We start from the raw sequence: 24,798 nt of genomic DNA on the forward strand, positions 1-24,798 counted from the left end.
TGGACCGAGCGTTTGCTCGGGACTGGTAGTGTGCCGCATCTGCCGAAAATCGGCAAAAAGGCGACCCGGTAATATTGATTGAGAGTTTTCCGGGCTGTCTTATACTCGGATGTTCGCCATGAGCGGTATGACCCATGCGCGTCACGTGAAGTTCTGGCGATCAGGCTTGGAGAACCCTACGAGCGGGGTTCATTCGATAATAAAAAGACGGAGTACGGATTCATGGCAACTCGCGAGACAGGCAATGTGAAGTGGTTCAACGATGCCAAGGGCTACGGCTTCATCCAGCGCGAAGACGGGGCGGATGTGTTCGTGCACTACCGCGCGATTCGTGGTGAAGGCCACCGCTCCCTGGCTGAGGGGCAGCAGGTCGAGTACGCGGTGGTGGAAGGCCAGAAGGGCTTGCAGGCCGAGGATGTGGTCGGCCTGTAATACCTGCGTGCAGTGACGGCCAGCGCGGTCATGCAGGCGCCGGCTTGCCGGCGATTGGCCCTTGAGTCCGGCATCGAGCTTGCGGACGCCTTCGCTGGCAAGCCAGCTCCCACAAGTTCGGTGTTTCGCCGCAAGTGCCGTCAGGCCCCGGTTGTGATGCTGGCCCGGGCAAGTTCCCGGTGAGGGTCACGCCGTACGCCAGGTGATCTCTTCTTCGCCATCGGCGCTGATGCGGATCCAGCGATCGGCGCTTTCCTCGCCTTCTTCCTCGACCCAGCTCCCCGGCGCGCAGCGCACTTCGACGTCCAGCGCGGCAAAGGCGGCGCGGGCGCAGGCGATGTCGTCGTCCCACGGCGTCTGGTCGCTTTCCAGGTACAGGCTGTTCCACTTGCCCACGGCCTTGGGCAGCCAGGTCACCGGCACGCCGCCCGCCTTGCATTTCCAGGTCTGGCCCTTCTGGCTCCATTCGGTGCAGGGGCCGAGCGCTGCGCCGAGCCAGGCGGCAATGGCCTTGTGGTCGACGTCAGCGTCTTTCAGGTAAATCTCGATATCGGGCTGGCGCATGGATGTCCTCGCTGCGGCTGCTGAAAAATCCATTCGCGGATTCGGTCGCTCGCCAACCCGGGTTGGCGAAGTGTGTTGTAGGGGTTATTGCAGAACGAAGTAATCGTAGCGCATCGACACGCTGACCTCGAACGGCTCGGCCTGTTCGATCACCAGGGCGCGGCGTTCGGCGCTGGCACGCCATCCGTGCGGGGTCATGGCCAGCAGGTTGGCACGGTCCAGGGGACTGGCCAGGCTCAGCTTGAACTCCAGCACTTCGCTGTGTTGCAGCGTCATGCCCTGCGGCACCAGTGCCAGGTGCTTGTCGTCGGTGTATTCACGCACTTCGTCGTAGAGCCGCTCGCGCAGTTCCATCAGGTGACCGCTGGTCGGTCCGACCTTCATCAGGCCGCCACCGGGGCTGAGCAGGCGCCGGGCTTCCTGCCAGTCCAGCGGGCTGAAGACACTGGTGAGGAACTGGCAACTGGCATCCGCCAGCGGAATCCGCGCCATGCTGGCGATCAACCAGGTCAGCCGTGGATTGCGTCGGCAGGCACGCTTGACGGCCTCGCGGGAAATGTCCAGGGCATAACCGTCGGCGGTGGGCAGTGCCTCGGCGATCTGCGCGGTGTAGTAACCCTCGCCACAGCCGATATCGACCCAGCGCCGCGGCGCCCGCTCGGCTGCCAGTTCGGCCAGGCGCCTGGCCACCGGGGCGTAGTGCCCGGCATTGAGGAAGTCACGCCGGGCCTCGACCATCGCCTGGTTGTCGCCCGGGTCACGGCTGTTCTTGTGCTGCACCGGCAGCAGGTTCAGGTAACCCTGGCGGGCGCGGTCGAAACGGTGCCCGACCGGGCAGGCCACGCCGTTGTCGACCGCGCTCAGCGGGGCGCTGCAGAGAGGGCAGGTGAGCATCAGGCGAGCAACTTGATCAGGGTCTGGTAGTAGATTTCGGTCAGCACATCGAGGTCGCTGGCCAGGACCCGCTCGTTGACCTGGTGAATGGTCGCGTTGACCGGGCCCAGTTCCACCACCTGGGTACCGAGGGTGGCGATGAAGCGTCCGTCGGAGGTGCCGCCGCTGGTGGAGGCCTGGGTCTCGCGGCCGGTGATGGCCTTGATGCTGGCCGATACCGCGTCGAGCAGCGCACCCGGTTCGGTCAGGAACGGCAGGCCGGACAACGCCCAGTCCACGTGCCAGTCCAGTTCGTGCTTGTCGAGGATCGCCGCGACCCGCTGCTGCAGGCCTTCGACGGTCGACTCGGTGGAGAAGCGGAAGTTGAACAGTGCGGTCAGTTCGCCGGGGATGACGTTGGTCGCGCCGGTGCCCGAGTTGACGTTGGAGATCTGGAAGCTGGTCGGCGGGAAAAACGCATTGCCGTTGTCCCAGTGCTCGGCGGCCAGTTCGGCCAGGGCCGCGGCGGCCAGATGGATCGGGTTCTTGGCCAGGTGCGGGTAGGCCACATGGCCTTGCACGCCGCGTACGGTGAGCTTGGCGCCGAGGGAACCACGGCGGCCGTTCTTCACCACGTCGCCGACCAGCGAGGTGCTCGACGGCTCGCCGACGATGCACCAGTCCAGGCGCTCCTGGCGGGCGGCCAGGCGTTCGACCACGGCCTTGGTGCCGTGATGGGCCGGACCTTCTTCATCGCTGGTGATCAGGAACGCCACGGAACCCTTGTGGTCCGGGTAGTCGGTGACAAAGCGCTCGGCCGCCACCAGCATCGCCGCGAGGCTGCCCTTCATGTCGGCGGCGCCGCGCCCGCAGAGCATGCCGTGTTCGTCGATCAGTGCATCGAAGGGATCGTTCTGCCAGGCCTGGAGCGGGCCGGTGGGGACCACGTCGGTGTGACCGGCGAAACACAGCACCGGGCCTTCGTGACGGCCATGGGTGGCCCAGAAGTTATCCACATCTTCGATCCGCATCGGCTCCAGCTTGAAACCGGCATCGCCCAGGCGCTGCATCATCAGCTTCTGGCAGTCGGCGTCGATCGGCGTCAGCGACGGACGGCGGATCAGATCACAGGCAAGTTGCAGGGTCGGCGAAAGGTCGGCGTGGGCCGTCATGGGAAACTCCGGATGCTGGGGCAAGGTCGGGTAATACTTGTAGGAGCGTGGCTGGCCCGCGAAAGCGTCCTTGAGGGCGCCAAAAGCTTCGCGGGCAAGCCATGTTCCTACAGTCATCGGGTCTGGCCGTGGAATCGTGCTCGACCAAGGCGCGGAAAATGGCGGATATCTTAAAGCAAAACGGCGACCAGAGGCCGCCGTTTAGTGCATTGCATCGCGTTTATGCGGCCGGTACCTGTTCCGGCGTTTCCACCGGTTTGGGCAGCGAGGAGACAAACGCCATGACCAGTGCGGCCAGGTACGGCAGCGACTGCACCAGCAGCATGGTCACCCAGAAACGCATGTCGTTGCTCGGCAGGCCTTGCACCAGGAAGATCCCCAGCGCCGCGCCCCACAACAGCAGCATGATGAACAGCTCTTCCCGGGCTTCCGAGATCGCTACCCACAAGCCGTGGTTGTCGGCGTTCTTCGGCGTGCGGAAGAACGGGATGCTGCTGGTGAAGAAGCCGTACAGCACCGCCTTGGCAATGGTGTGCGACAACGCCAGGCCGGCCAGCGCCGCGGCGAAGGCATCCTTCATGTTGACCCCGACCGCGCGACGGTAGAGGAACAGGATCTTGCCGACCTTGAACACGAACAGCGCCAGCGGCGGGATCGCGAAAATCAGCAGCGGCGGGTCGACCCGCTGCGGCACGATGATCATCGCCGAGGACCAGAGCAGGGCACCGAAGGTGAAGAAGATGTTCATGCCATCGGCGACCCACGGCAACCAGCCCGCGAGGAAGTGATAGCGCTGGCCACGGGTCAGCTCGGTGTCCTTGCCGCGCAGCAGGCTGGCGGTGTGCCGCTTGATGATCTGGATCGCTCCGTAGGCCCAGCGGAAACGCTGTTTCTTGAAGTCGATGAAGGTATCCGGCATCAGCCCCTTGCCGTAGCTGTGGTGGTGGTAAGCCGCCGACAGGCCTTTCTCGAATACCCGCAGGCCCAGCTCGGCATCTTCGCAGATGCACCAGTCGGCCCAGCCCAGCTCTTCCAGCACCGAGCGCCGGGTCATGGTCATGGTGCCGTGCTGGATGATCGCGTCACGGTCGTTGCGCGTGACCATGCCGATATGGAAGAAGCCCTTGTATTCCGAGTAGCAGAGCTTCTTGAAGGTGCTCTCGTTCTGGTCGCGGTAGTCCTGTGGCGATTGCACGATGGCGATCTTCGGATCGGCGAAGTGCGGCACCATGTGCTTGAGCCAGTTGCGGTCGACGCAGTAGTCCGAGTCGATCACCGCGATCACTTCGGCATCCTTGGCGGTGTGCGGGATCAGGTAGTTCAGCGCGCCACCCTTGAAGCCGGCCAGCGGTGCGACGTGGAAGAAGCGGAAGCGCGGGCCGAGGGTTTCGCAGTAGGCCTGCACCGGTTCCCAGACCGCCGGGTCCTTGGTGTTGTTGTCGATGATCAGGACTTCATAGTCCGGATAGTCGAGGGCTGCCAGGGCGTCGAGGGTCTGCTTGACCATTTCCGGCGGCTCGTTGTAGCACGGCACATGGATCGAGACTTTCGGGCGGTAGTGCGAATCGCCTTCCACCGGGAGGAATTCACGCCGGCGCTTGTGGGTCCAGACCGCCTCGGCCAGTTCGTGGGCCTCGGTCAGCAGGACGATGAATACCCCCAGCGCGCCGAGGGCGAGCAGGAAGCCCACCGTCAGGCTGAACCAGGTGCTGTATTGCTGGCTGTAGTCGTAGCCGATCCATACCAGCACCGAACCGCAAAGGAAGGCGATAAAGGTCAGGAAGGTCCGGCCGCGCTGGCGCAGGGCCGAGCCGTCGATCAGCAGCATGGCCAGGGACAGCATCGCCAGGACCACCGAGCCGATGGCCAGTACCCGCCATTGCGGAATGGCGACGACCGGGCCCTCGAAGTTGAATTTCTGCTGGCGGGCCGCGTTGTACACGCCCCAGTAGGCGCCCACGGAACCTTCGTCGCTGGCCTTCCACGGCTGGTCGAAGGCCTCGATCACGAAGTAGTTGAAGCCCTGGCGGTTGAGTTTGTTCACCAGCGTGCGCAGGTAGATCGCCTGGTCAGCCTGGGTGGCATCGGCACCGCCGCGCATGCGGCCGTTGCTCGGCCAGCCGACTTCCGACAGCAGCAGGGGCTTTTTCGGGAACATGCGCTTGAGTTCGCGGGCCCGGTCCAGCACGTACTGGCCCGACTTCTCCATCGGGATGAATTCCCAGTACGGCAGGATGTGCGCGGCGATCAGGTCGACATGCTTGGCCAGTTCCGGGTTGTGTTCCCAGATGTGCCACTGCTCGGAGGTGGTGACCGGCACCTTGACGGCGGCGCGTACGCGGTCGAGCAGCACACCCAGTTCCTTGGCGGTGATCTCCTTGCGGAAGATCGCCTCGTTGCCCACCACCACGCGAACCACGCTACGCGAGGTATTGGCGAGTTCGATGGCGCGGGTGATTTCCCGTTCGTTGCGCTCCTGGTCCGGACTGATCCAGATACCCAGGGTTACCCGCAGGCCGAATTCCTCGGCCAGTTTGGGAATATCCTGCAGCGTGCCGTCGACCGAGTAGATACGGATGTTGTCGGTCAGCTTGCTGATGATCTCCAGGTCGCGACGCATATCATCGTCGGTCGGGAACTGGTCTTTCTGCGGGAACTGGCCCTGCTGGAAAGGCGAGTAGGAGAAGCCGGAAATGTGTTCAGGCCAGTCGGGGGCCGATACCGGACGGTTGATCAACGCCCAGAAACCGGTGAACAGCGCGGCGATTGCCAGCACCACCACCAGATTGAGTCCAAATTTACGCGATGACATAGATATTTCGGGTTCCCAAAGGGGCTAGGGGCTTGTACTGGAACGGTAAACAGCGCGGCGCGCATCCTACACGTGCAGTTCGCTGAACGCACAGCAAAGTGGAGGGCGGCTGAGCTTTGGCAATGACAGTTCGTTTAAGTTCTTTCTTGAGTCTTTGTAGCTCGTTTCTTGTGAATATGTTGTCATTTTCACTCAGGCTGCCGCCATTCGTAGCCTGAAGGTGCCTGTAACCTGCGAACGGCCCTATAATGCGCGCCGATTTTTCGGGTTATTGGTCATGAGTGCAGAAGATCCACGGTTTGCCGGCGTTGCCCGGTTGTATGGCATTGAAGGGCTGGAGCGGCTGAAGGCCGCGCATGTGGCCATCGTCGGTGTGGGCGGGGTCGGCTCCTGGGCGGCGGAAGCGATTGCCCGTTGCGGCGTGGGCGAGATTTCCCTGTTCGACCTGGACGATGTCTGCGTCAGCAACAGCAATCGCCAGTTGCACGCCCTGGACAGCACCGTGGGCCGGGCCAAGGTCGAGGTCATGGCCGAGCGTCTCAAGGGCATCAACCCGGATTGCCGTGTGCATGCGGTGACGGATTTCGTCACCCGCGACACCATGGCCGAGTACATCACGCCGGATATCGACTGCGTGATCGACTGCATCGACAGCGTCAATGCCAAGGCGGCTTTGATTGCCTGGTGCAAGCGCCGCAAGATCCAGATCATCACCACCGGCGGCGCCGGTGGGCAGATCGATCCGACGCTGATCCAGGTCTGCGATCTGAACCGCACCTTCAACGATCCGCTGGCGTCCAAGGTGCGCTCGACCCTGCGCCGCGACTACGGCTTCTCCCGTACGGTGACCCGCCATTACAGCGTGCCCTGCGTGTTTTCCACCGAACAGCTGCGTTATCCGAAGCCGGACGGCAGTATCTGCCTGCAGAAGAGTTTTGTCGGCGATGGCGTGAAGCTGGACTGCGCCGGTGGTTTCGGCGCGGTGATGATGGTCACCGCGACCTTCGGCATGGTGGCGGCCACCAAGGCAGTGGACAAGATCGTGGCGGGGATGCGGCGGCCGTCGGACCGGGTAAAGACCACCTGATGATCGTTCCCACGCCTTGCGTGGGAACGCCTCTCTGGACGCTCTGCGTCCGCTGTCGTGACACCGAGCGTGGGGACGATCGGTGGTTCAGGCGCGGGTCAATTCGCGCATCCGCTGCAGCACGGCGTTCAGGCCGTTGCTGCGCGACGGCGACAGTTGCCGGGAAAGCCCCAACTGGTTGAACCAGTCCGGCAGGTCGACGCCTTGCAGCTCTTCGGCGGTCAAGCCGTTGACCCGTACCAGCAGCAATGCCACCAGGCCGCGGATCATCCGCGCGTCGCTGCCGGCGACAAACCGCCAGCAGCCGTCCTGCAACAGGCCGGTCAACCAGACCTGGCTTTCACAGCCGTGTACGCGATTGGCCTCGATCTTCTCGGCGTCGCCCAGCGGTGGCAGGCGTTCGCCCCATTGCATCAGCAGGCGCGCGCGCTGCTCCCAGCCCGCCGCTCCCTGGAAGCTCTCGAGGGCGCCCCGTGCTTCGTTCGGCAAACTCATCGCAACAGGTCCAGGGCCTGGTCCAGCGCTTCGAAAAAGCGCTCGAGATCATCGGAATCGTTGTACAGCGCCAGGGATACGCGGATCGCTCCGGCCAGACCGAGCTGTTTCATCAAGGGCATCGCACAGTGATGGCCGGCCCGGACGGCAATGCCCTGTTCGGTCAGCAGATGGGCAAGGTCGGCGTTATGCACGCCTTCGACGACAAAGCTGACCAGTGCCAGTTGCGGCTCGCCGAGCAGGCGAATGCCCTTGCGCACGTTCAGGCCTTGCAGCAGATGGGCGTGCAGCGCCGCTTCGTGGGCGAACACGGCAGCCTGGTCCAGGCCCGCGAGGTAGTCGAGGCTCGCTCCCAGTCCGATCACACTGGCAATCGGTGGCGTCCCGGCCTCGAAACCCAGCGGCGCGGAGCGGAAGCTGGCGTGCTGGTAGTCGGCATCCTGGACCATCTCACCGCCGAACTGCCAGTGGCGCAGCTGATGCAGTGCCTCATCGCGGCCGTAGAGCACGCCCAGTCCATCAGGACCGTACAGTTTGTGGCTGGAGAACACGTAGAAGTCGCAACCCAGCGCCTGCATGTCATGGCGGCCGTGCACGACGCCCTGGGCGCCGTCGACCACCGTCAGGGCACCACAGGCCTTGGCCCGCGCCAACAACGGCGGCAATGGTTGCCAGGCACCGAGCACATTGGACAGCTGGCTGACGGCCAGCAGCCGGGTGCGTTCACCGATCAGGCCGAGCGCCTTGTCGATATCGATCAGGCCGGCCTCATTGATCGGCAGGATGATCAGCTTGAGGCCGCGGCGTTGTGCCAGTTGCTGCCAGGGCAGCAGGTTGGCGTGGTGTTCCAGGGCGCTGACAACCAGCTCGTCGCCCGCTTGAAAAAGGTGTTCCAGGCCATAGGCGAGGAGGTTCAGCGCCGAAGTGGCGCCGTGGGTGAAGATCACTTGCCCGCTGTCGCCGATGTTCAGCCATTGGCCGACCTTGATCCGGCTGTCTTCGAAGGCCTGGGTCGCATGGGCGCCGGGCAGGTGCTGGGCCCGGTGCACGTTGGCTGCGCCATTGGCGTAGTAGTGCGTCAGGGCATCGAGCAGGGCCTGGGGCTTCTGGGTGGTGGCGGCGCTGTCCAGATAGGTCTGGTCCTGCCGTTGCAGGGCGGCGATGGCCGGGAAATCGGCACGCCAGGGAGAGGGAATCAACATGGTGTTCGGCCCTGGTGAGCATGGGCGGGGGTCACACGAACCGTGGGAGCCGGCAAGCCGGCTCCCACAGCCTGCAATCAGTTGTGCGCGTGCAAGGCTTCGTTCAGCTCGATGGCCGACTTGTGAGTCTTGCATTCCACCGCGCCGGTTTCCGAATTGCGACGGAACAGCAGGTCCGGCTGGCCGGCCAGGTCGCGGGCCTTGACCACCTTGACCAGCTGGTTGTTCTCGTCGAGCAGCGCGACTTTGGTGCCGGCGGTGACGTACAGGCCCGACTCCACGGTATTGCGGTCGCCCAACGGGATACCGATACCGGCGTTGGCGCCGATCAGGCAGCCTTCGCCGACCTTGATCACGATATTGCCGCCACCGGACAGGGTGCCCATGGTCGAGCAGCCGCCGCCCAGGTCCGAGCCCTTGCCGACGAACACGCCCGCCGATACGCGGCCTTCGATCATGCCCGGGCCTTCGGTGCCGGCGTTGAAGTTGACGAAACCTTCGTGCATCACGGTCGTGCCTTCGCCGATATAGGCGCCCAGACGGATACGCGAGGCATCAGCGATACGCACGCCGTTGGGCACCACGTAGTCGGTCATTTTCGGGAACTTGTCCACCGAGAACACTTCCAGCAACTCGCCACGCAGGCGGGCTTCCAGCTGGTGCTCGGCCAGCTCCGACAGGTCGATCGCGCCCTGGCTGGTCCAGGCCACGTTCGGCAGCAGCGGGAACACGCCGGCCAGGCTCAGGCCGTGTGGCTTGACCAGGCGGTGGGACAGCAGGTGCAGCTTGAGGTAGGCCTCGGGGGTGGAACTCAGTTGCGCGTCTTCGGCCAGCAGGGTGGCGACCAGCGGCTTGTGGCTTTCGGCCAGGCGGGTCAGCAGGGCGGCCTGGGCGGCGTCGACACCCTTGAGGGCTTCGGCCAGTTGCGAGGCCTGGGCGGTGCTGAAGCCGATGGCCTGGTTGCCGCCGGTGTAGCCCAGTACGGGCGCGATGGCGGCGACCAGTTCGGCGGATGGCTGGATCAGTGGCTGTGCGTAGAACACTTCCAGCCAGGCACCTTGACGATTCTGGGTACCAACACCGAAGCCCAGGCTGAACAGAGTAGTGGACATGCAGTTACCTCTTGCAAAATGAGTGGGGGCCTTGAGCGCTCTGGCTCAGTTGAGGGCCGCCGCATAGCTTTCTGGCTTGAAGCCAATCAGGGTTCGGTTGCCGAGATCGAGCACCGGGCGCTTGATCATCGAGGGTTGAGCGAGCATCAGCTCGATCGCTTTCGCCTGGTCGAGATCGGCTTTGCGTTCGTCGTCGAGTTTGCGAAAGGTGGTGCCGGCGCGGTTCAGCACCACTTCCCAGCCGTGCTCGTCGCACCACTGGGTCAGGTGTTCACGGTCGATGCCGGCGGTCTTGTAATCATGGAAATCATAGGGCACCGCGTGCTCTTCCAGCCACGTGCGGGCTTTCTTCATGGTGTCACAGGCCTTGATTCCGAAAAGGTGCAACGTTTTGCTCGAAGCGGTCACAGCAATTGCCTCCCCTTTGGAGATGCCAGGGATGAAAGGTTGAAGATTATGCCATGACCGGGCCGCTTAGGTGCCCTAGTCGTGTGCGGTTACATCTTCCCCCGCGGCCGGCGATGCTGGCGCGGCGCCCGGGCGGCAGCTTAAGTGGCTAATGTGGCACTTCGACGGCAAGTTCCTGCTCTCGATACGTTTTAAAGGAATGGGTATCTGTATTTATTACGTCAGGTATCAATTCAAGTGCTTGGCTGTGCATTTATCGCGAAAGGCCACATAAGTAAGGTGATGCGACTGGCGTATGAGCCCTGCCAATCGGAGAAAGTCAGCCTGAACGATCGGGATGCTCGTCGATGTCATGCGCCGACAGCCAAGCCTTCTTGTTTTCCTGAGTGGAGTACTCCGATGATCAGATTACCCCTGGCCTGTGTATTGGCCTGTGCATTGGGCATGGCCGATAGCGTGGCGGCCCAGGCCGCCGAACCGGCGGGTCAGCCGACGCAACAGCTGTCTGTGGCCTACCGCAGTATCCAGGTCGATGGCCTGAGCATTTTCTATCGTGAGGCCGGTCGGCCAGATGCGCCGACGCTGTTGCTGCTTCACGGCTTCCCCAGTTCTTCGCGCATGTATGAGCCTTTGCTGTCGCGGTTGGCGCGGCATTACCATCTGGTGGCGCCGGATTACCCGGGGTTCGGCCATAGCGACGCCCCCGATCCCAAGGCGTTTGCCTACACCTTCGATCACCTCGCCAGTGTGATGCAGCATTTCACCGAGGCCCTGGGCCTGAATCACTACGCCCTGTATGTGCAGGATTACGGTGGTCCTGTCGGCATGAGGATGGCCGTCGCCCACCCCGAACGCCTCCAGGCCCTGATCGTTCAGAACGCGGTGTCCCATGAGGACGGGCTGGGGCCGTTGTGGCAGAAGCGTCGCGAGTTCTGGGCCGACCGGAGCAAGAATGAAGCAGGGTTGCGGGCCAGTTTTTTCTCGCTGGCGACGACCCGGCAACGGCATGTCGGCGCCAACCCGCATGTCGAGGGTTTCAACCCGGATCTGTGGACGGATGAGTTCAACTTCCTCAACCAGCCCGGTCAGGCTGACATCCAGAGCGACCTGTTCTACGACTACCGTACCAACGTGGCCAGCTATCCGAAGTGGCAGGCCTGGCTCAGGGCGCATCAGCCGCCGACGCTGGTGGCATGGGGCAAATACGACCCTTCTTTCGATGTCGCCGAAGCCGAAGCCTATCGTCGTGACCTGCCCGGAGCCGAAGTGCATGTGCTGGAAGCCGGGCACTTTGCCCTGGATGAACAGCCCGGGGAGATTGCGACACTGGTCGAGCACTTTCTCGACAAGAACCTCAAGGCACCGGGGAAATGAAGAACCGCTGCCAAGGTGGGTGAAGCAGCCCTGCACAGACTTGCAGGAGCCTCCAAGCCAATGCTTCCTGGCCCTACTTCACCTGTCCCAGATTCGCCTCGCTCAAATCCAGTTCCCCCAGCACCTCGCGCAAGGCGTCGTCACCAATCTGGTGATGACGCCTCAGGCTGTACAGCTCCAGCCTTTGCGCGCGCAATGCCTTCAGGCGCAGGCGCCGCTCCAGCAGATCCATCTGGAACGCCAGTGCCTGGGCCTCATCGGAATCATTGAACACCTCCAGCTGATGCCGGTACTCGGACATGATCCGTGCTTTCAACTCGGCCGCCAGCGAGGCCTGGGCCGCATCCTGGGAACCGGCCGCCTCGACCGCATCCTCGACTTCCAGCGCGCGGATCGCCGCCTCGGCGGTGCGCCGCCAGGCTTCGCGAACTTCATGGCGCCGCGCATCGTCGGGGCTTTTCGCAATATCCCGGAGCAGAATCGGCAAGGCGACACACGCCGCCACCAACGACAGCAGGATCACCCCGGCAGCGATGAAGATCAGCAGGTCCCGTTCGGGAAAATCCGCCCCCGGCGCCATCAGCAACGGCACCGACATCACGCCCGCCAGTGTCACCGCCCCGCGTACGCCCCCCACCGTCAGGAGCCAGCAGGATCGCGCCTTGGGCATCGAGGTCAGCTCACTCTTGCCGCGCCAGCGCCGTACCAGTACCGACAGGCGCCAGATGCTCTGCACCCAGACAAAGCGCAGCACCAGCAACACCAGGAAAATCGCCAGCACATCCAGGCAGCGATACAGGAGGGTTGGCCACAACGAGGCTTCATGACTGGCGACCGCCTTGACGATATCCGGCAGTTGCAGGCCCAACAGCAGGAAGATCAGGCCGTTGAAGGCGAATTCCAGCAGCGACCAGACACTGCGATTGAGCAGGCGGGTACTGGTCTGGCGCGGCAGCAGGTCGAGCCAGCTCTGCATCATCCCCGCCGCGACCGCTGAGAGGATGCCCGAGACACCGAGGCGTTCGGCCAGGACATAGGCGGCAAACGGCAACAGCAGCATGAACACCACGTGGGTCGCCGGATCGTCCCAGCCCCGGGCGATCATCCAGGCCCGCAGCCGTCCCACCAGCCAGCTCAGGACCACGCCGATCGCCAAGCCGCCCACGGCCACCAGCAGGAACGTCAGGCTGGCATTGGTCAGGGAGAACACCCCGGTCACGGCCGCTGCCAGGGCAAACTTGAAGGTCACCAGGCCCGACGCGTCATTCATCAACGCCTCGCCTTGCAGCATATGCATCAAGGGCGTGGGCAGGCGGTTCTGGGAGATCGCGGAGACCGCCACGGCATCCGTCGGCGACAACACCGCGGCCAGGGCAAAGGCCACCGGCAGCGGGATAGCCGGCAACAGCCAATGGATGAAGTAGCCGGCGCCCACCACGGTGAACAGCACCAGCCCCACGGCCAGGGTCAGGATCGGTCCCTTCAGGCGCCAGAACTCGCGCTTGGGCATGCGCCAGCCGTCGGAGAACAGCAGTGGTGGCAGGAACAGGAAGAGAAACAATTCCGGGTCCAGGGCTACATGCAGGCCCAGCGTCGGCCAGGCCAGCACGGCACCCGCGGCGATCTGCACCAGTGGCAGGGGGAGTGGGATCACCCGTGCCAGCAAACGCGAAACGCCCACCAGCATCAATAGAATGAGGACGGTGTAGGCGGTTTGCATAAGGCGGCTTCTCGATCGATCAGGAGCGTATCGGGCCATCGGCCCCGGCTCGCCATCACTGGCGAGCCGACTCCTGTTAGGTTACTTGCGACGCTGGATAAACGCCCGGATCCGTTCGGCGGCTTCGACGCATTCGGCGAGCGGTGCCACCAGTGCCATGCGCACGCGGCCGGCACCCGGATTGACGCCATCGACCTCGCGGGACAGGTAGGAGCCCGGCACCACGGTCACATGTTCCTCGGCGAACAGGTCGCGGCAGAACTCGGCGTCGTCACCCTGCACATTCGGCCACAGGTAGAAGCCGCCGTCCGGACGCTGGACGTCCAGCACCGGCGCGAGGATTTCCAGCACCGCGTCGAATTTCTCCCGGTACAGCGCACGGTTGGCGCGCACATGCACTTCATCGTTCCAGGCGGCCACGCTGGCCAGTTGGGTCTGCACCGGCATCGCGCAACCGTGGTAGGTGCGGTACAGCAGGAAGCCCTTGAGGATCTCCGCATCGCCGGCCACGAAGCCCGAACGCAGGCCTGGCAGGTTCGAGCGCTTGGACAGGCTGTGGAACACCACGCAGCGCTTGAAGTCCTTGCGGCCCAGTTCGACGCAGGCGCTGAGCAGGCCGGGCGGCGGGGTCTGTTCATCGAAGTACAGCTCGCTGTAGCACTCGTCGGCGGCAATCACGAAGTCGTGTTCGTCGGCCAGGGCGATCAGCTTTTTCAGGGTGTCCACGGGGATCAGCGCGCCGGTCGGGTTGCCCGGCGAGCAGAGGAACAGAATCTGGCAGCGTTGCCAGATTTCGGCCGGTACGGCGTCGAAATCCGGGTTGAAGCCATTTTCGTCGAGGCACGGCAGGTAGTGCGGCTGGGCACCGGCGAGGAAGGCCGCGCCTTCGTAGATCTGGTAGAACGGGTTCGGGCTGACCACCAGGGCGTCAGCGCCACGGTTGACGACGGTCTGGGTAAAGGCGAACAGGGCTTCGCGGGTACCATTGACCGGCAGGACGTTGCGCGCCGGGTCGAGCCAGCCGTCGGGCACGTTGAAGCGCCGTTCGCACCAGGCCGCGATCGCCTCGCGCAGGGCGGGAATGCCCAGGGTGGTCGGGTACACCGCCATTTGTTCCAGGTTGGCCGCCAGGGCTTCGGCGACAAAGCTCGGCGAACGGTGTTTCGGCTCGCCGATGGACAGCGCGATCGGGCGCTTGTCCGCATCGGGCTTGACGCTGCCCAGCAGGGCGCGGAGTTTCTCGAACGGGTAGGGCTGCAACTGGTTCAACGCGTTGTTCATGGACATCTCGTTCAATTCGGTTGTTGCGGGAGCGGGCTTGCCCGCGAAGGGAGCACCGCGTTTTTTCAGGTCTGGCGCGTCAGCGTTCTTCGCGGGCAAGCCCGCTCCCACGGGAAGCATTCATTCAAATACTCAGGCGCTCGATACTCGGTTCGGAGTTGACGCTCAGTTGTTCGACGATGGCGTCCTGCAGACGGCTGCACAGTTGCGGGTCGGACAGGGGCTGGTTGTGCGCATCGGTGATGAAGAACACGTCCTCCACCCGTTCACCAAGGGTGGCGATCTTGGCGTTCTGCAGCGACAGGTCGAATTCCAGGAAGATCTTGCCGATCCGCGCCAGCAGGCCGGGGCGGTCCGGGGCGCTGAGTTCGAGCACGGTCACCGGGCGCTGGGCATCGTTATGGATGGTCACCTGCGGGGCAAAGGCGAAGTGCTTGAGCTGGCGCGGTACCCGGCGCTGGATGATCGTCGGGTAGTCGTCGGGGTTGCGCAGGGCGTCGGTCAGGCCGTCGCGGATCTGCTTGACCCGCTTCGGATTGTCGCCGATGGCACCACCGTCGTTGTCCAGCACGATGTAGGTGTCGAGGGTGAACTGGCTGCTGGACGTGATGACCCGGGCATCGTGGATGTTCAGGTTGAGCTGGTCCATCGCGGCCACGGTCACCGCAAAGAAATCATGCTGGTCCGGGGCATAGATGAAGATCTGCGTGCCGCCTTCGAATTCGCGCTGGGTGGTTTCCTTGATCAGTACCAGCGGGCCGCCATCGGCCGGTTGCTGGAGGATCGCGTCGCTGTGCCAGGCCACGTCGCCAGCGGTGTGGCGCAGGAAATAGTCATCGCCCAGTTGCGACCAGAGCTGCTCGACATCGTCCGGGTCGGTGCCGGCGCGCACCAGGATATCCAGGGCGGCGCTCTGGGTCTGGCGAATCTGTTCTTCGCGGTCCACCGGGTTTTCCAGGCCACGACGCAACGCGCGCTTGGTCTCGGTGTAGAGCTGGCGCAGCAGGCTGGCACGCCAGGAGTTCCAGAGGCTCGGGTTGGTCGCGTTGATATCGGCCACGGTCAGGACATAGAGATAGTCCAGGTACACGTGGTCGCCGACGATCTGCGCGAAGTCGTGGATCACCTGCGGGTCGGAGAGATCCTTGCGCTGGGCCGTGGTGGACATCACCAGATGGTTCTGCACCAGCCAGACGATCAGGCGGCTGTCCCAGGCCGGTAGCTGATGGCGCTTGCAGAAGGCCTCGGCGTCGACCGCGCCGAGTTCCGAGTGGTCGCCATGGCGGCCCTTGCCGATGTCGTGATAGAGCCCGGCCATGTAGATCAGCTCGGGCTTGGGCAGCTTGGCCATCAGCTTGGCGGCCAGCGGGAATTTCTCGGAGACCTGGGTGTACTGCAGTTTTCGCAGGTGCTTGATCAGGTTCAGGGTGTGCGCATCGACCGTATAGATGTGGAACAGGTCGTGTTGCATCTGCCCGACGATATCGCCGAACTCCGGCAGGTAGCGGCCGAGGATGCCGTAGCGGTTCATCCGGCGCAGGTTGCGGTGGATACCGATCTTGCACTTGAACAGCTCGATGAACAGGCTGGTGTTGCGGATATCGTTGCGGAAGTCGTCGTCGATCAGGTGCCGGTGTTCGCGCAGCAGGCGGATGGTGTCGGCGCGCACGCCCTTGATTTCCGGCTGCTGGGCCATCAGCACGAAGATTTCCAGCATGGCGAACGGCGTCCGCTTGAAGACGTTCGGGTGGGTCGCCTCGATGTAACCGTCGTGCAGTTGGAAGCGCGAGTTCAGCGGTTGCGGCGGCGCTTCGTCTTCCGGGGCGAGGATGACCTCTTCGAAGTGCTGGATGATCAGGTCGCTGAGCTGGGCAATGCTCATGACCACCCGGTAGTACTGTTGCATGAAGTTTTCGATGGCCTGCTTGGCGTCGTCGCCCTGGAAGCCCAGCAGCCCGGCGATGGTGCGCTGGTGGTCGAACAGCAGGCGGTCCTCGGCGCGCCCGGCGAGCATGTGCAGGGCGTAGCGGACCTTCCAGAGAAACTCCTGGGACGAGGCCAGCAGGGCGTTTTCGCTTTCCACGAGGAAGCCTTCGCCGGCCAGGGCACGCAGGTTCAGGGTGCCGTACTGGCGGCGGGCGACCCAGAGAATCGTCTGGATATCCCGCAGGCCGCCGGGCGAGCCCTTGACGTTGGGTTCCAGGTTGTATTCGGTGTCGTTGTACTTGTGGTGACGGGCCTTCTGCTCGGCGCGCTTGGCCAGGAAGAAGTCCTTGCTCGGCCACATGTGGGCGGTGCTGGTGACGTCGAGCATGCGCAGGCGCAGGCGCTCGGGCCCGGCGATGGTACGGCTTTCCATCAGGTTGGTGATGACGGTCAGGTCGGCGCGGGCCTCTTCGGCACATTCGTCGATCGAGCGAACGCTCTGGCCGACCTCCAGGCCAATATCCCAGAGCAGGGTCAGGAAACGCTCGATGGAATCGCGAAAGATCTCGTGGTCGGCGCTGTCCAGCAGGATCAGCAGGTCGATGTCCGAGTAGGGGTGCAGTTCACCGCGACCGTAGCCGCCGACCGCCACCAGGGCGATATCGGCATCTTCGCTCCAGTCGAACTGGTCCCAGGCCTTTTGCAGGATGTTGTCGACGAACCAGGCGCGGTCTTCGATCAACCGGCGGATGTCGCGGCCACTGCGAAAGCGCGCGTCGAGGACTTCGTGGGCCTGACGGATGGCTTTCTTGAATGCCGCTATGGGGCTGGCCTTCAGGGCCAGTTCCGCCTGGAACTGGCCGCGGTCGAAGAGTTCGGGATCCACCTGCGGCATCGATTGGTTTTCCTTCGGGAATCAGGCTGAGACGCGTGGGATGGTGTCATCGCTGCGCAGGGTGAAGATCTCGTAGCCGGTTTCGGTGACCAGCAGGGTGTGCTCCCACTGGGCCGAGAGCTTGCGGTCCTTGGTGATGGCGGTCCAGCCGTCGCCCAGCACCTTGGTGTCGGCCTTGCCCTGGTTGATCATCGGCTCGATGGTGAAGGTCATGCCGGCCTTCAGTTCCATGCCGGTGCCGGCACGGCCGTAGTGCAGGATCTGCGGCTCTTCGTGGAACACCTTGCCGATGCCGTGGCCGCAGAACTCGCGCACCACGGAGAAACCGTTCTTCTCGGCGTGCTTCTGGATGATTTCGCCGATATCGCCCAGGCGGCAGCCGGGCTTGACGATCTCGATCGCCTTGTACATGCATTCCTGGGTGACCAGGGACAGGCGCTCGGCCCAGACCGGCACGTTGCCGACATGGAACATCTTGCTGGTATCGCCGTGGTAGCCGTCCTTGATCACGGTCACGTCGATGTTCACGGTGTCGCCATCCTTGAGCGGCTTGTCGCCGGGGATGCCATGGCAGACCACGTGGTTGACCGAGGTGCAGATCGACTTCGGGAAGCCCTTGTAGTTGAGGGGCGCGGGAATGGCCTGCTGCACGTTGACGATATAGTCGTGGCAGATGCGGTCCAGCTCCTCGGTGGTGACGCCGGGCTTGACGTATTCACCGATCATTTCCAGTACATCGGCGGCCAGCTTGCCGGCGACGCGCATTTTTGCGATGTCCTCGGGAGTTTTGAGGGTGACGGTCATACAGGCTCTCTATGCGCTCGGTGGCGCTGATAAACACGGAAAAAGGTCGAAGGCGGCAACATCCGGTCATGGAGTGGTGCGTTTCGAAACCTTGAAAAATGCGATTCTAACAGACGGACGGGGTAAATCATGACGTCCGGGCATCGCTTCTCTCTATAAACGATGGGGCATTCTGGCGCGAAACCAAGGGTCGCGCAAAAGCCCGTGGCGGGAAATGCGAATCCGGGTTCCGTTTTTGTCCTCCTTGTGGTATAAAATGCGCCGCTTTCCGGGGATACCCCGAAAGGCTTAAATCCACACACGTGTCGACACGATGACCTGGGTGCCTTCAGCTTGATGCTGCTTGGTTGGTCATTGGGATACGTGGAGGCCAAACCCGACTTATTAAGGAACTATCATGTCCCAAGTCAACATGCGCGATATGCTGAAGGCCGGTGTGCACTTCGGTCACCAGACCCGTTACTGGAACCCGAAAATGGGCAAGTACATTTTCGGCGCGCGTAACAAGATCCACATCATCAACCTTGAAAAAACCCTGCCAATGTTCAACGAAGCTCTGACTTTCGTAGAGCGTCTGGCTCAGGGCAAAAACAAGATTCTGTTCGTCGGCACCAAGCGTTCCGCTGGCAAGATCGTTGCCGAAGAAGCAGCACGTTGCGGTTCGCCGTACGTCGACCACCGCTGGTTGGGCGGCATGCTGACCAACTTCAAGACCATCCGTGCTTCCATCAAGCGTCTGCGTGACCTTGAAGTGCAAGCCGAAGACGGCACTTTCGCCAAGCTGACCAAGAAAGAGGCGCTGATGCGCACTCGCGACCTGGAAAAGCTGGATCGTAGCCTGGGTGGTATCAAGGACATGGGCGGTCTGCCAGACGCTCTGTTCGTGATCGACGTTGACCACGAGCGCATCGCGATCACCGAAGCCAACAAGCTGGGCATCCCGGTCATCGGCGTTGTCGATACCAACAGCAGCCCGGAAGGCGTTGACTACATCATCCCAGGCAACGATGACGCCATTCGCGCCATCCAGCTGTACATGGGTTCGATGGCTGACGCCGTGATCCGCGGTCGCAACAACGTTGCCGGCGGCACCGTTGAGTTCGTCGACGAAGCACCGGTCGCTGCAGCTGAGTAATTGACGCCCCAGGTCTTTAAGAAAACTCGCCGAGCGGCGATCAGGCAAGGCAAAACAGGCGAGGAACGACCGGAGTCGCGCGCGACTTTAGTCCACTAAATGAGCATTCCGAGCCTGCTTTTAACGCAGCATGATCATCGCGCAGGTAGTTTTGGACAGGGCCTGGCGTTGGCTCAGTAAGTAAAAAGGGGGCTAGGCCCCCTTTTTGCCACCTCGAAAACCATTTGTCTGGCGCGCCGCTACAGCGTCTGTAACGTGCAGTTGCTAACAAGGGTGGTTCGGGAAGAATTGAACGCCCGTTCGATCGGGTGGAATGGTTGATAACCTATCCAAGAGGAATTTTGAAATGGCAGAGATTACTGCAGCGTTGGTCAAAGAACTGCGCGAGCGTACCGGCGAAGGCATGATGGACTGCAAGAAGGCCTTGACCAAGGCCGGCGGCGACATCGAAAAAGCCATCGATGACATGCGTGCATCGGGCGCCATCAAAGCCGCCAAGAAAGCAGGCAACGTTGCTGCCGAAGGCGCTATCGCTATCAAGTGCGACGGCAAATCTGCCGTGATTCTGGAAGTGAACTCGCAGACCGACTTCCTGGCCCTGCAAGACGACTTCAAGAACTTCGTCGCTGCCAGCGTCGAAAAAGCCTTCGCTGACAAACTGACCGACGCAGCTCCGCTGATCGCCGCTCAGGAAACTGCTCGCGAAGCCCTGGTTGCCAAGGTTGGCGAAAACGTCAACATCCGTCGCCTGGCTCGTATCGAAGGTGATGTGGTCGGCGCCTACCTGCACGGCAACAAGATCGGTGTGGTCGTGGCTCTCAAGGGCGGCAACGAAGAGCTGGCCAAGGATGTTGCCATGCACGCGGCGGCAACCAACCCTGAGTTCCTGCTGCCATCGCAGGTTTCTCCTGAGGCCATCGAGCGCGAAAAAGGCGTTTTCCTGACCCTCAACGAAGAAAAGATCAAGGGCAAGCCTGAGAACATCGTTGAAAACATGGTCAAAGGCCGTATCAGCAAGTTCCTGGCCGAAGCCAGCCTGGTTGAGCAAGCTTTCGTCAAGAACCCGGAAGTCACCGTCGGTGCCCTGGTCAAGAAAGCCGGCGCTGAAATCGTTTCCTTCACTTACTTCAAAGTAGGTGATGGCATCGAGAAGCCAGTGGACAACTTCGCTGAAGAAGTTGCTGCTCAAGTGGCTGCCAGCAAGCAATAAGACGGTTTTCAACTGTCGACCCAAGAGGCTGCCCGCTTACGCGCGCAGCCTCTTTTCAAATGGGAGGAAGGTTTCTCTTTTTCCTTTCGGAACCGGCTTACAAAGCCGTGTTCTGATGGCGCTGTAGCAGCGCCAAGCTAGAGTTAGCGCAGGCTGCAAACAGCTCGCAAGATTTTTTAAACGCCGCAGGAGAGATTCGCAATGGCTCAGCAGGGCAGTGGTTATCAAGCTCGCTATAAACGCATTCTACTCAAGCTTAGCGGCGAGGCCCTGATGGGCTCGGAAGAGTTCGGGATTGACCCGAAAGTCCTGGATCGCATGGCGCTGGAAGTGGGGCAACTGGTCGGTATCGGTGTGCAGGTCGGCCTGGTGATCGGCGGCGGCAACCTGTTCCGCGGTGCCGCCCTGAGCGCTGCCGGCATGGACCGTGTCACCGGCGACCACATGGGCATGCTGGCTACCGTGATGAACGCGCTGGCGATGCGCGATGCGCTGGAACGTGCGAATATCTCGGCCATCGTGATGTCGGCCATTTCCATGGTCGGCGTGACCGATCATTACGATCGTCGCAAGGCGATGCGTCACCTCAACTCCAAGGAAGTGGTGATTTTCGCCGCGGGTACCGGCAATCCGTTCTTTACCACGGATTCGGCGGCTTGCCTGCGTGCGATCGAAATCGATGCCGACGTGGTGCTCAAGGCGACCAAGGTCGATGGCGTCTATACCGCAGATCCGTTCAAGGACCCGCATGCCGAGAAGTTCGATCATCTGACCTACGATGAAGTACTGGATCGCAAGCTGGGTGTCATGGACCTGACCGCTATCTGCCTGTGCCGCGATCACAAGATGCCGCTGCGCGTATTTAACATGAACAAGCCTGGCGCCCTGCTGAACATCGTGCATGGTGGCGCTGAAGGAACCCTGATCGAGGAAGGCCAACAATGATCAACGAACTCAAGAAAGACGCTCAAGAGCGCATGCAGAAATCCCTGGAGTCCCTGGCTCACAACTTCGGCCGGATCCGTACAGGGCAGGCTCACCCGAGCATCCTGGAAGGCGTGATGGTGCCTTACTATGGCGCGGACACCCCGATCAAGCAGGTCGCCAACATCACCGTCAAGGATGCCCGTACCCTGCAGGTCGTGGCGTTCGAGCGCAATATGCTCGGTGCCGTGGACAAGGCGATCGGCAGCGCCGGCCTGAACCTGAACCCGACCAACCTGGGCGAGCTGCTGCTGATTTCCATGCCGGCACTGACCGAGGAAACCCGCCGTGGTTTCACCAAGCAGGCCCGGGAAGAGGCGGAAAACGCCCGTGTTGCCGTGCGCAACATTCGCCGTGACGTGCTGGGCGACCTGAAGGACCTGGTCAAGGAAAAGGAAATCAGCGAAGACGAAGAGCGTCGTGCCGCCGACGAGATCCAGAAGCTGACCGACAGCTTCGTGGCTAAAATCGAAGTGGCCGTGAAGCAAAAAGAAGCGGACCTGATGGCCGTATAAGGGTCAGGACGTTTTCATGGAAAAGACCAAGCAGGCTGGGCTGTCCTCGGTACCGCGCCATGTCGCGATCATCATGGATGGTAATAATCGCTGGGCGAAGAAGCGCTTCTTGCCGGGTGTCGCCGGCCACAAGGCCGGCGTCGACGCGGTGCGGGCGGTGATCGAGGTGTGTGCCGAGGCCAAGGTCGAGGTATTGACCCTGTTCGCCTTCTCCAGTGAGAACTGGCAGCGCCCCGCCGATGAAGTCAGCGCCTTGATGGATCTGTTTTTCAAGGCGTTGCGGCGCGAGGCCAAGCGCCTCGACGACAACAACATCAGCCTGCGGATCATTGGCGACCGCTCGCGCTTCCACCCTGAACTCCAGGCGGCGATGCGCGAGGCGGAAGCAGCGACGGCTGGCAGCAATCGTTTCATTCTGCAGATCGCGGCCAACTACGGCGGACAGTGGGATATCGCCCAGGCGGCCCAGCGTCTTGCCCGCGAAGTGCAGGCCGGGCATCTGCGTCCGGACGACATCACCCCGGAGTTGCTGCAGACCTGCCTGGCAACCGGCGACCTGCCGCTGCCGGACCTGTGCATCCGTACCGGTGGCGAGCATCGCATCAGCAACTTCCTGTTGTGGCAGCTGGCATACGCCGAGCTGTATTTCTCCGACCTGTTCTGGCCGGACTTCAAACACGATGCCATGCGCAATGCGCTGGCTGATTTCGCTTCCCGCCAGCGTCGCTTCGGTAAAACGAGCGAGCAGGTCGAAGCTGGAGCCCGGGTTTAATGCTCAAGCAACGCATCATCACGGCACTTATCCTCCTGCCCATCGCCCTGTGCGGTTTTTTCCTGCTCTCGGGATCCGGTTTCGCGCTGTTCATCGGCGTGGTCGTGACCCTCGGCGCGTGGGAATGGGCGCGCCTGGCGGGCTTTGAAGCGCAGCCGGCCCGCGTGGCGTACGCCGCGCTGGTCGCGGTCCTGCTGTTCTTCATGTACATCCTGCCGAACCTGGCGCCCTGGGTGTTGGGGGCAGCGGTGCTGTGGTGGGGGCTGGCGACCTACCTGGTGCTGACCTATCCGCAGTCCAGCGGGCACTGGTCGAGCACGGCGAGCAAGCTGGTGATCGGCTTCCTGATCCTGCTGCCGGCCTGGCAGGGGCTGATCGAAATCAAGCAGCACGCTTCCGGCCAGGGCAACCTGCTGATCATGGCGGTGATGATCCTGGTCTGGGGCGCCGATATCGGTGCCTATTTTTCCGGCAGGGCCTTTGGCAAGCGCAAGCTGGCGCCTTCGGTCAGTCCGGGCAAGAGCTGGGAGGGCGTCTATGGCGGCCTGCTGCTGAGCCTGGTGATCACCGCCGTGGTCGGCCTGGTATACGGCTGGGGCTTCGGCCAGATCCTGGCGAGCCTGCTGGGCGCGGCGATCATCGTGTTCATCTCGGTGGTCGGCGACTTGACCGAAAGCATGTTCAAGCGTCAATCCGGGATCAAGGACAGCAGTAACCTGCTGCCCGGCCATGGTGGCGTGCTCGATCGTATCGACAGCCTGACCGCGGCGATCCCGATGTTCGCGGTGCTGCTGTGGATCGCCGCATCGTGAGCCGCCCACAACAGATCACCGTGCTGGGGGCTACCGGCTCCATCGGCCTGAGCACCCTGGATGTGATTGCCCGGCACCCGGAGCGCTACCAGGTATTTGCCCTGAGCGGCTTCACGCGCCTGGCCGAGCTGTTCGCGCTGTGCGTCCGCCACCGGCCGCGTTTTGCGGTGGTGCCGGAAGTTGCCGCTGCTCGCGGTCTGCAGGAGCAATTGCGCGCTGCCGGCTTGTCTACCGAGGTGCTGGTGGGTGAAGAGGGGCTATGCCAGGTTGCGGCCGACCCCGAAGTCGACACCGTGATGGCGGCCATCGTCGGGGCGGCGGGCCTGCGTCCTACCCTGGCCGCAGTCGAGGTCGGCAAGAAGATCCTGCTGGCCAATAAAGAAGCGCTGGTGATGACCGGCGCGCTGTTCATGCAGGCGGTGCGCAAGAGTGGTTCGGTACTGTTGCCGATCGACAGCGAGCACAATGCGATTTTCCAGTGCCTGCCGGGTGATTTCGCCCGTGGCCTCGGCGCGGTGGGCGTGCGGCGTATCCTGCTGACCGCTTCCGGCGGCCCGTTCCGGCAAACACCGTTGGCCGAACTGGAGCATGTCACGCCCGATCAGGCCTGCGCGCACCCGAACTGGTCCATGGGGCGCAAGATTTCCGTCGACTCCGCGAGCATGATGAACAAGGGGCTCGAACTGATCGAGGCCTGCTGGCTGTTCGATGCCCGGCCGAGCCAGGTCGAAGTGGTGATTCACCCGCAGAGCGTGATCCATTCGCTGGTCGATTACGTCGATGGCTCGGTACTCGCCCAGTTGGGCAATCCGGATATGCGCACGCCGATCGCCAATGCCCTGGCCTGGCCGGAGCGTATCGATTCCGGCGTCGCCCCGCTGGACCTGTTTTCCGTGGCCCGGCTGGACTTTCAGGCGCCGGACGAGCAGCGTTTCCCCTGCCTGCGCCTGGCGCGGGCGGCCGCCGAAGCCGGTGGCAGCGCGCCGGCGATGCTGAATGCGGCCAATGAAGTGGCTGTCGCCGCGTTTCTCGAACGGCGCATCCGTTATCCCGAGATCGCGAGTATCATCGAGGGAGTTTTGAATCTGGAACCTGTTGTTGCGGTCGATGAACTCGACGCGGTATTCGCAGCAGATGCCAAGGCACGGGCATTGACCGAACAGTGGCTGAGTCGCAACGGGCGTTGAGCCCGGTGTAGCGTACGAGCGATGCG

The 24,798-nt window shown here is 62.7% G+C and carries 22 protein-coding genes; 10 read left to right on the plus strand and 12 right to left on the minus strand.

Annotated elements, in window-relative coordinates:
- Positions 1-222: 222 nt before the first annotated feature.
- The gene (locus KI243_RS06280) at positions 223-432 is read left to right on the plus strand and encodes a cold-shock protein (RefSeq protein WP_017127105.1); all 210 of its coding nucleotides are present in this window, start codon (positions 223-225) and stop codon (positions 430-432) included.
- Between the two features lie 186 nt (positions 433-618).
- On the opposite strand, the gene KI243_RS06285 is transcribed toward KI243_RS06280, so the two are convergent.
- The 4 genes from KI243_RS06285 to KI243_RS06300 all read right to left on the minus strand — a co-directional run bounded on the left by KI243_RS06285 (position 619) and on the right by KI243_RS06300 (position 5,853).
- A complete protein-coding gene (locus KI243_RS06285) occupies positions 619-996 on the minus strand; it encodes a hypothetical protein (protein ID WP_017127106.1) in 378 nt (125 codons plus the stop codon).
- A gap of 84 nt (positions 997-1,080) precedes the next feature.
- Positions 1,081-1,890 (minus strand): putative RNA methyltransferase, encoded by an 810-nt coding sequence (locus KI243_RS06290; protein WP_212810621.1) that lies wholly within the window; start codon positions 1,888-1,890, stop codon positions 1,081-1,083.
- The gene (dapE, locus tag KI243_RS06295) at positions 1,890-3,041 is read right to left on the minus strand and encodes a succinyl-diaminopimelate desuccinylase (protein ID WP_212811178.1); all 1,152 of its coding nucleotides are present in this window, start codon (positions 3,039-3,041) and stop codon (positions 1,890-1,892) included. Before dapE ends, KI243_RS06290 begins: the two co-directional genes overlap by 1 nt.
- Before the next feature lie 220 nt (positions 3,042-3,261).
- Positions 3,262-5,853, minus strand: a complete 2,592-nt coding sequence (locus KI243_RS06300) for a glycosyltransferase (protein WP_212810622.1) — start codon at positions 5,851-5,853, stop codon at positions 3,262-3,264.
- Positions 5,854-6,130: 277 nt separating this feature from the next.
- Here KI243_RS06300 and tcdA point away from each other — a divergent pair, with 277 nt between their 5' ends.
- Positions 6,131-6,940: a tRNA cyclic N6-threonylcarbamoyladenosine(37) synthase TcdA gene (tcdA, locus tag KI243_RS06305; protein WP_177107332.1), complete on the plus strand. Its 810-nt coding sequence runs from the start codon at positions 6,131-6,133 to the stop codon at positions 6,938-6,940.
- An 87-nt stretch (positions 6,941-7,027) separates the two neighbouring features.
- On the opposite strand, the gene KI243_RS06310 is transcribed toward tcdA, so the two are convergent.
- From KI243_RS06310 to KI243_RS06325, 4 genes are all read right to left on the minus strand, one after another.
- Positions 7,028-7,435 carry a SufE family protein gene (locus KI243_RS06310; RefSeq protein WP_017127111.1) on the minus strand — a complete coding sequence of 136 codons (408 nt, stop codon included), beginning with the start codon at positions 7,433-7,435 and terminating at the stop codon, positions 7,028-7,030.
- Positions 7,432-8,637: a cysteine desulfurase gene (locus KI243_RS06315; RefSeq protein WP_177107331.1), complete on the minus strand. Its 1,206-nt coding sequence runs from the start codon at positions 8,635-8,637 to the stop codon at positions 7,432-7,434. The genes KI243_RS06310 and KI243_RS06315 overlap by 4 nt, the downstream gene beginning before the upstream one ends.
- Positions 8,638-8,714: 77 nt before the next feature.
- On the minus strand, positions 8,715-9,749 hold the full coding sequence (gene dapD / locus KI243_RS06320; protein ID WP_177107330.1) for a 2,3,4,5-tetrahydropyridine-2,6-dicarboxylate N-succinyltransferase: 1,035 nt from the start codon (positions 9,747-9,749) through the stop codon (positions 8,715-8,717).
- A 45-nt stretch (positions 9,750-9,794) separates the two neighbouring features.
- Positions 9,795-10,103 carry an arsenate reductase gene (locus KI243_RS06325; protein ID WP_218169588.1) on the minus strand — a complete coding sequence of 103 codons (309 nt, stop codon included), beginning with the start codon at positions 10,101-10,103 and terminating at the stop codon, positions 9,795-9,797.
- 453 nt (positions 10,104-10,556) lie between these two features.
- Between KI243_RS06325 and KI243_RS06330 the strand changes: the two genes are divergently transcribed.
- Entirely contained in the window at positions 10,557-11,531 is a 975-nt protein-coding gene (locus tag KI243_RS06330; protein ID WP_177107329.1) for an alpha/beta hydrolase, read from the plus strand.
- Positions 11,532-11,604: 73 nt separating this feature from the next.
- Here the strand turns inward: KI243_RS06330 and KI243_RS06335 are convergent, their stop codons facing one another.
- The 4 genes from KI243_RS06335 to map form a co-directional block, all read right to left on the minus strand.
- The gene (locus KI243_RS06335; RefSeq protein WP_177107328.1) at positions 11,605-13,251 is read right to left on the minus strand and encodes a Na+/H+ antiporter; all 1,647 of its coding nucleotides are present in this window, start codon (positions 13,249-13,251) and stop codon (positions 11,605-11,607) included.
- Between the two features lie 81 nt (positions 13,252-13,332).
- Positions 13,333-14,532 (minus strand): succinyldiaminopimelate transaminase, encoded by a 1,200-nt coding sequence (dapC, locus tag KI243_RS06340; protein WP_212810623.1) that lies wholly within the window; start codon positions 14,530-14,532, stop codon positions 13,333-13,335.
- Positions 14,533-14,656: 124 nt separating this feature from the next.
- Positions 14,657-17,353: a [protein-PII] uridylyltransferase gene (locus KI243_RS06345; RefSeq protein ID WP_017127117.1), complete on the minus strand. Its 2,697-nt coding sequence runs from the start codon at positions 17,351-17,353 to the stop codon at positions 14,657-14,659.
- Positions 17,354-17,374: 21 nt separating this feature from the next.
- Positions 17,375-18,157, minus strand: coding sequence for a type I methionyl aminopeptidase (map, locus tag KI243_RS06350; RefSeq protein WP_177107327.1), 783 nt, complete (start codon positions 18,155-18,157; stop codon positions 17,375-17,377).
- 397 nt (positions 18,158-18,554) lie between these two features.
- Here map and rpsB point away from each other — a divergent pair, with 397 nt between their 5' ends.
- The 7 genes from rpsB to ispC all read left to right on the plus strand — a co-directional run bounded on the left by rpsB (position 18,555) and on the right by ispC (position 24,772).
- Positions 18,555-19,292, plus strand: coding sequence for a 30S ribosomal protein S2 (gene rpsB, locus KI243_RS06355; RefSeq protein ID WP_017127119.1), 738 nt, complete (start codon positions 18,555-18,557; stop codon positions 19,290-19,292).
- Between the two features lie 346 nt (positions 19,293-19,638).
- The gene (gene tsf, locus KI243_RS06360) at positions 19,639-20,502 is read left to right on the plus strand and encodes a translation elongation factor Ts (RefSeq protein WP_017127120.1); all 864 of its coding nucleotides are present in this window, start codon (positions 19,639-19,641) and stop codon (positions 20,500-20,502) included.
- Between the two features lie 201 nt (positions 20,503-20,703).
- On the plus strand, positions 20,704-21,447 hold the full coding sequence (gene pyrH / locus KI243_RS06365) for a UMP kinase (RefSeq protein WP_003189161.1): 744 nt from the start codon (positions 20,704-20,706) through the stop codon (positions 21,445-21,447).
- Positions 21,444-22,001, plus strand: a complete 558-nt coding sequence (gene frr, locus KI243_RS06370; protein ID WP_017127121.1) for a ribosome recycling factor — start codon at positions 21,444-21,446, stop codon at positions 21,999-22,001. Before pyrH ends, frr begins: the two co-directional genes overlap by 4 nt.
- 16 nt (positions 22,002-22,017) lie before the next feature.
- Positions 22,018-22,773, plus strand: coding sequence for a polyprenyl diphosphate synthase (gene uppS / locus KI243_RS06375; RefSeq protein WP_017127122.1), 756 nt, complete (start codon positions 22,018-22,020; stop codon positions 22,771-22,773).
- A complete protein-coding gene (locus KI243_RS06380) occupies positions 22,773-23,585 on the plus strand; it encodes a phosphatidate cytidylyltransferase (RefSeq protein ID WP_177085723.1) in 813 nt (270 codons plus the stop codon). Before uppS ends, KI243_RS06380 begins: the two co-directional genes overlap by 1 nt.
- Entirely contained in the window at positions 23,582-24,772 is a 1,191-nt protein-coding gene (ispC, locus tag KI243_RS06385; RefSeq protein ID WP_103033041.1) for a 1-deoxy-D-xylulose-5-phosphate reductoisomerase, read from the plus strand. Before KI243_RS06380 ends, ispC begins: the two co-directional genes overlap by 4 nt.
- The last annotated feature ends 26 nt before the right edge of the window (positions 24,773-24,798 follow it).

The organism is Pseudomonas sp. Ost2 (assembly GCF_018326065.1).
GTDB lineage: Bacteria > Pseudomonadota > Gammaproteobacteria > Pseudomonadales > Pseudomonadaceae > Aquipseudomonas > Aquipseudomonas gingeri.

Excerpts from the sequence above, each read along its gene's own strand:
- KI243_RS06280 (WP_017127105.1), top strand. The coding sequence starts at position 223 with ATGGCAACTCGCGAGACAGGCAATGTGAAGTGGTTCAACGATGCCAAG.
- KI243_RS06285 (WP_017127106.1), bottom strand. The coding sequence starts at position 996 with ATGCGCCAGCCCGATATCGAGATTTACCTGAAAGACGCTGACGTCGAC.
- KI243_RS06290 (WP_212810621.1), bottom strand. The coding sequence starts at position 1,890 with ATGCTCACCTGCCCTCTCTGCAGCGCCCCGCTGAGCGCGGTCGACAAC.
- dapE (WP_212811178.1), bottom strand. The coding sequence starts at position 3,041 with ATGACGGCCCACGCCGACCTTTCGCCGACCCTGCAACTTGCCTGTGAT.
- KI243_RS06300 (WP_212810622.1), bottom strand. The coding sequence starts at position 5,853 with ATGTCATCGCGTAAATTTGGACTCAATCTGGTGGTGGTGCTGGCAATC.
- tcdA (WP_177107332.1), top strand. The coding sequence starts at position 6,131 with ATGAGTGCAGAAGATCCACGGTTTGCCGGCGTTGCCCGGTTGTATGGC.
- KI243_RS06310 (WP_017127111.1), bottom strand. The coding sequence starts at position 7,435 with ATGAGTTTGCCGAACGAAGCACGGGGCGCCCTCGAGAGCTTCCAGGGA.
- KI243_RS06315 (WP_177107331.1), bottom strand. The coding sequence starts at position 8,637 with ATGTTGATTCCCTCTCCCTGGCGTGCCGATTTCCCGGCCATCGCCGCC.
- dapD (WP_177107330.1), bottom strand. The coding sequence starts at position 9,749 with ATGTCCACTACTCTGTTCAGCCTGGGCTTCGGTGTTGGTACCCAGAAT.
- KI243_RS06325 (WP_218169588.1), bottom strand. The coding sequence starts at position 10,103 with ATGAAGAAAGCCCGCACGTGGCTGGAAGAGCACGCGGTGCCCTATGAT.
- KI243_RS06330 (WP_177107329.1), top strand. The coding sequence starts at position 10,557 with ATGATCAGATTACCCCTGGCCTGTGTATTGGCCTGTGCATTGGGCATG.
- KI243_RS06335 (WP_177107328.1), bottom strand. The coding sequence starts at position 13,251 with ATGCAAACCGCCTACACCGTCCTCATTCTATTGATGCTGGTGGGCGTT.
- dapC (WP_212810623.1), bottom strand. The coding sequence starts at position 14,532 with ATGAACAACGCGTTGAACCAGTTGCAGCCCTACCCGTTCGAGAAACTC.
- KI243_RS06345 (WP_017127117.1), bottom strand. The coding sequence starts at position 17,353 with ATGCCGCAGGTGGATCCCGAACTCTTCGACCGCGGCCAGTTCCAGGCG.
- map (WP_177107327.1), bottom strand. The coding sequence starts at position 18,157 with ATGACCGTCACCCTCAAAACTCCCGAGGACATCGCAAAAATGCGCGTC.
- rpsB (WP_017127119.1), top strand. The coding sequence starts at position 18,555 with ATGTCCCAAGTCAACATGCGCGATATGCTGAAGGCCGGTGTGCACTTC.
- tsf (WP_017127120.1), top strand. The coding sequence starts at position 19,639 with ATGGCAGAGATTACTGCAGCGTTGGTCAAAGAACTGCGCGAGCGTACC.
- pyrH (WP_003189161.1), top strand. The coding sequence starts at position 20,704 with ATGGCTCAGCAGGGCAGTGGTTATCAAGCTCGCTATAAACGCATTCTA.
- frr (WP_017127121.1), top strand. The coding sequence starts at position 21,444 with ATGATCAACGAACTCAAGAAAGACGCTCAAGAGCGCATGCAGAAATCC.
- uppS (WP_017127122.1), top strand. The coding sequence starts at position 22,018 with ATGGAAAAGACCAAGCAGGCTGGGCTGTCCTCGGTACCGCGCCATGTC.
- KI243_RS06380 (WP_177085723.1), top strand. The coding sequence starts at position 22,773 with ATGCTCAAGCAACGCATCATCACGGCACTTATCCTCCTGCCCATCGCC.